Origin of the sequence: Leptolyngbya sp. FACHB-36, from assembly GCF_014695955.1 — a bacterium.
GTDB lineage: Bacteria > Cyanobacteriota > Cyanobacteriia > Leptolyngbyales > Leptolyngbyaceae > FACHB-36.
This window is the reverse complement of record NZ_JACJPG010000152.1, coordinates 1-4,306: the sequence shown is the minus strand read 5'-3', so window position 1 is coordinate 4,306 and position 4,306 is coordinate 1. Positions and strand designations below refer to the sequence as shown.

At 51.9% G+C, this 4,306-nt stretch carries 4 protein-coding genes and 1 pseudogene; 2 read left to right on the top strand and 3 right to left on the bottom strand.

Features of this window, described 5'->3' with window-relative positions; all coding sequences use genetic code 11:
- Nucleotides 1–345: 345 nt before the first annotated feature.
- Nucleotides 346–1,269, bottom strand: coding sequence for a hypothetical protein (locus tag H6F43_RS02225; protein ID WP_190340383.1), 924 nt, complete (start codon nt 1,267–1,269; stop codon nt 346–348).
- A gap of 303 nt (nt 1,270–1,572) precedes the next feature.
- Here H6F43_RS02225 and H6F43_RS02220 point away from each other — a divergent pair, with 303 nt between their 5' ends.
- Nucleotides 1,573–1,827, top strand: a complete 255-nt coding sequence (locus tag H6F43_RS02220) for a hypothetical protein (protein ID WP_190340382.1) — start codon at nt 1,573–1,575, stop codon at nt 1,825–1,827.
- Nucleotides 1,828–1,967: 140 nt separating this feature from the next.
- Entirely contained in the window at nt 1,968–2,225 is a 258-nt protein-coding gene (locus H6F43_RS02215) for a hypothetical protein (RefSeq protein WP_190340381.1), read from the top strand.
- Between the two features lie 184 nt (nt 2,226–2,409).
- On the opposite strand, the gene H6F43_RS02210 is transcribed toward H6F43_RS02215, so the two are convergent.
- Entirely contained in the window at nt 2,410–3,714 is a 1,305-nt protein-coding gene (locus H6F43_RS02210; RefSeq protein ID WP_190340380.1) for a HEAT repeat domain-containing protein, read from the bottom strand.
- Between the two features lie 88 nt (nt 3,715–3,802).
- Nucleotides 3,803–4,306: pseudogene (locus H6F43_RS02205) on the bottom strand (hypothetical protein); the annotation flags it as partial.

Below are 4,306 nucleotides of genomic sequence, written 5' to 3'. Positions count from 1 at the left end.
CATCGGCACCCAATTGCTCTAACTCCTGCGCTGCTAGCGTTTCTAGCCCCCGCGCCACTGTTGCAAAATACTGATTCATTCATGAGGCTCATAATTGCAAGGCACTGCGAAACCCACTCGCGCACTGTGAAGCCCACTCGCCCTTAACAATTATATCGACCGTAAGAAGATGTTTCCCTTCGGAGTGCGAGACTTCTGAATCCCTACAGCCAGAATTATTTTAATAGCAAGTTAGAGCCGCAGATACGATCGGTGAAGCGGCAGTCTAACGGCTCAAATCAGCGGCGGCAGGTAACTTTGAACTCAGCACCAACAACTTTCAACCGTCCGCCTGCATTTGAATTGTTAGCCCTCGCGCTCAGAACCCGAAGTCAATCTTGCGAGAACTGCGCGTGAATCACCACCTACTCGATTATATGCTGCACAAGAGTCTCGAAGGGGACAAGTCCATTCTGGCTCTTCCTCAAAAGCATGGCGAAATAGACATAAGCCTGAATCGTGGTTAATAGGTTCAGTTATTTCAACTGCCCTAATAATTGCCCTACCTTGATTAAACCCACAAATTTCGATGACCTCACGTGGCTCAAGCTGGTCAAACCAAAACTTGCAGATTGCGTTTAGCAAAGAATTCACATGGTTCTCATGGGCATTTATCCAATCAACAATATTTTCAATAATGAAGACATGCTCTCCTGATTTAGGTCTAAGCCCGTAATGCATGTAAGAAATGCGAAAATCATCTTGCATCGTACAAACTCCCACTGTTCTGTGTGTTAATTCAGAACGAAGGCAGCGTAAATCTAGGAACCAATCTTTGTAGGCAGATTTTAGAAGATCATTGATCTCCAGCGGAAATCCATCACCATATTTATCCCCTGCTGCTCTACTAAACATCTTCTCAGTAGATTCATTCTGGACACTTCGTACATCCTTGTAAATTGCATGCACCGTATTCCGTAAGCCATCTAAGCAAGAACAAAGTTCACAAATTAAAGACTCAATGATGGCTGTAAATTCTTTCGCTTTAGCTAAATCTGAGTATCCTCGCTCATCAAGCAGTTGACGTTCTTCAGCAAGTTCAGGAATTAGCAGCGTTGCACGCTCCGCAAGGGTTCTGAATTTTTCTCGATGCCCCGTTATAGTCTTTAAACCTTGGGATAATGCATGACTTCCTGTAAATGGCGGACCATACCACTTAGCAAATCGATCAACGTAATCCCACAAATGTGGAACAAAAGTAAGAATAAGGTTTGAGGCTACTGTAGGCATTTCTAAAGAGAATTAATTCCAGATGTAGTTTTTCTCCAGAGTAACGCAGAAATAGTAAACCCGAACTATTGAGAACACTTTCCTAACTGATGTCTTTCAGCTACGCCCGTCAAGATAACCTAGAGGGCTAACTATTCATTAGACTGAAACTTTCAGGGTATTCAACCGCTCAGGGACATTATTCGGCATTTCGCACGATAACATCGCGCTATGGCAGATTATTCTGCAACTTGCTTGATGATATTCGCTATATGGATTTTATCCGGCAACTTTCAGTCTAGTTTCCACTTATACAGAGAGTTCGTGCACGCGATAAATGGTGTAAGTGTACTTTGCCTCTGGGACGATCGCACCCAACCCAACGACGTGACTAAAAGTCTGTACGACGTTACGGTTCCTCCACAGAAGCGCAATCTCTCTAGCCAAGGGATTGACGGAACAGCCGCACTACCGCTATCCTCACAAACTAAGGTTGCAGGTGTGTTCTCTCATGTGCAACCCGTATTCCCAAAAATTCAGTCAACGCTACCCAGCGCTGCTGGTCACAGCAAAGGGTAGCTAACCTCCGAGACTGGTACTAGCAGTCACGGTGGCTAAAGGCGGATCTTAGCATCCTCTTCAGCCACCTTGCTTCCTTGTGTCGTGGGGTGGCTGAGTTTTTGGGATTTCCTACCCAACAAACTACAGGAGATCCCACCATGCTAGATGCCTTACTGTCTGCGTTTCCGCCAAACGACCCCGGTGCGCCCTTGCCCGATCGTGCCCCTTCTGACTCATGGGAAGAGGTGCACGTTCTGGTTATCAGCAGTCCCAACGGCGTGCGCGAAACGGTTCATGAGCTACATCGACGCGGCTTTGCCGAAGTCGGTACATGGAGCAAACTGCTACCCGCCCCAACTTCTGGAGAAGTCATGAGCATCTTGACGCGGCGACGCGCACGCGAGCAACGCGAATAAGCGATCGTCTGACAGGGGCGACGCAGCGGTTCTATGGCACGATCGCGCCAACTGAATGCCAATAGGACTGACTAAAACCTCGGAGGTTTCAACCAATCAGGCAATGTGACCAATCTAGGGGCTTAAACCTCCGAGGTTTTAGTCAAAATGCGTCAGTCCTAAACAAGTAAAAGCGGCGTTCGGGCTACTGTCCCCATTCCTGAAGCGCGATCGCCACGCCCTGCTGTAGCTCCACTGGCACAGTTTCCTCAACTGCAAGACGCTCCAGTCGCTGAAGGGCGAGGCGGGCGTCCAGCGTTTTTAGCGCTGCGATCGCGTGCAGCCGCACGCCAACATCCGCTTCAGCAAGCAGACCAATCAACGGGTCCAAGGCGGGTGGCTGTCCCAACTGTCCCAGCGCCAGCGCGATCGGCGATTTGAGGCTAGACGCGGTTGTCACTGGCTCAGCGTCTAACAGCCCCAGTAGAATCTTAGCGGCGTGCGGCTTGAGCAAGGGGTCCGTCCAGCGTCCCAGCACGGTGATGATTTCCTGATACATGGAACGCCTGACTTCAGCATCGCTGACTGTATGCTCGATCGTGGACAGGACTTGATCCAGATAGTCGAGCGCGATCGCGCTGCCGATCCAGCCGAGCGCCCGGATGCTCTCTAATTGCAGCGGCAGCGGCGTGTGGGGCTTCAGTACGTTAAATAGCGACGTCGCGGCATCATCGGTTCCTAAGCGTCCTAACGCGATCGCGGCTTGCTGGCAGACATCCAAATTTAGATCCCGCAGGCGATCGGAGAGCAGCGGCACCAACTCTAACTCGGCAGCGAGATCGGCGCGAACCCCTAACCCAACCACCGCCGATCGCCGCACCGCCGCCGATTTGTCGGTTAGCGCCTGCGCTAGAACTGGCGGCACGCGGCGATCGTGGAAGCTACTCAGCGCATCGATCGCCAACGCCCGCACGCTGGGGTCTGCATCGTCTACTACGGTCAGCAGCGGCGCGATCGTTTCGGAGCGGCGAATTTGCGTCAAAGCTTGTACGGCAAGCGGACGAATGCTAGCATCGCCCAATAGCTCGCTGAGGGCAGCGATCGCAGAGTCTCCCAGCGTTGCCAGAGCCGTCGCCGCCATTGCGCTCAAATCGTCATCATCTGACGTTTGCAGCAGATCAATCAGCGCCCGAATTGCCGTAGGATGGCTGCACTCACCCAGAATCCGCACGGCAAACCAGCGCGACTCTAAAGCCGCATCTTCGTTCTGCATCAGCGCAATCAGGGGCGCGATCGCGGCTTGTCCAAAATTGGAAAACAGCTTGGCAGCGTCCCACTGGGCATGAAAGTCACCAAATTCGAGCGCTTGGAGCGCCAGCGCGATCGCCTCTGGGTCAGACGCATCCGAGGACAACGCCTCCGGATTGAGCGCTTGCTCTAAGCAGTGAACCAGCCGCGCCCAATTCTGCTGTTGCGCGGCATCTCTTGCCTGCTGCAAAAACGTTGCCATAGAAAGTGTTTTACTAACGAGTACAAGCAGAGCGGATTCTGTGTGCGTTAATGCTCAGAGTCTACCGTAGAATTCGATCGTCTAGCGCTTACGACTGCACTGCCTCAGCATCAGGCGCGTTCAGCGATCGCGGTACTTGCATCAATGCGGCGATCGCTAAACTCACCAAGGGAATCCCGATCGCGACCAGACCCTTAAGCGCGTCGTGTCCATGCAGCGCATACTGGGCACTGCTCGACAGCCCAAACATAAGGCTAGTCAGTCCAAATAGCTGTGCTCTAGGAATTAGAGCGGCGATCGTGATCAGCACCGAGGCATACCACGGCATCAGCCACGGCGTTGCAAATAGCAGCAGCACCAGCGTCACCCAACCCATGTCTTCAATCAAGTCAGTGTGCGCGTACTCTTTTTTGCGAATGCCGCGCCACAGTAGCCAGCCGTAGAATCCGGCAAATCCAACCAGTGTGTATTGAGAGAATTTAATTAACAGCAGTTTTTGCTGCCCCAGCGTCAGCGATCCTGGATGAAAGATCCGCATCAGCTCCAGTCCAAATTTCACCAATGCGTGCAGCGACGATTGGGTTTGTCCAGC

Coding starts and splice junctions, on each gene's coding strand:
- H6F43_RS02225 (WP_190340383.1), bottom strand. CDS start 1,269: ATGCCTACAGTAGCCTCAAACCTTATTCTTACTTTTGTTCCACATTTG.
- H6F43_RS02215 (WP_190340381.1), top strand. CDS start 1,968: ATGCTAGATGCCTTACTGTCTGCGTTTCCGCCAAACGACCCCGGTGCG.
- H6F43_RS02210 (WP_190340380.1), bottom strand. CDS start 3,714: ATGGCAACGTTTTTGCAGCAGGCAAGAGATGCCGCGCAACAGCAGAAT.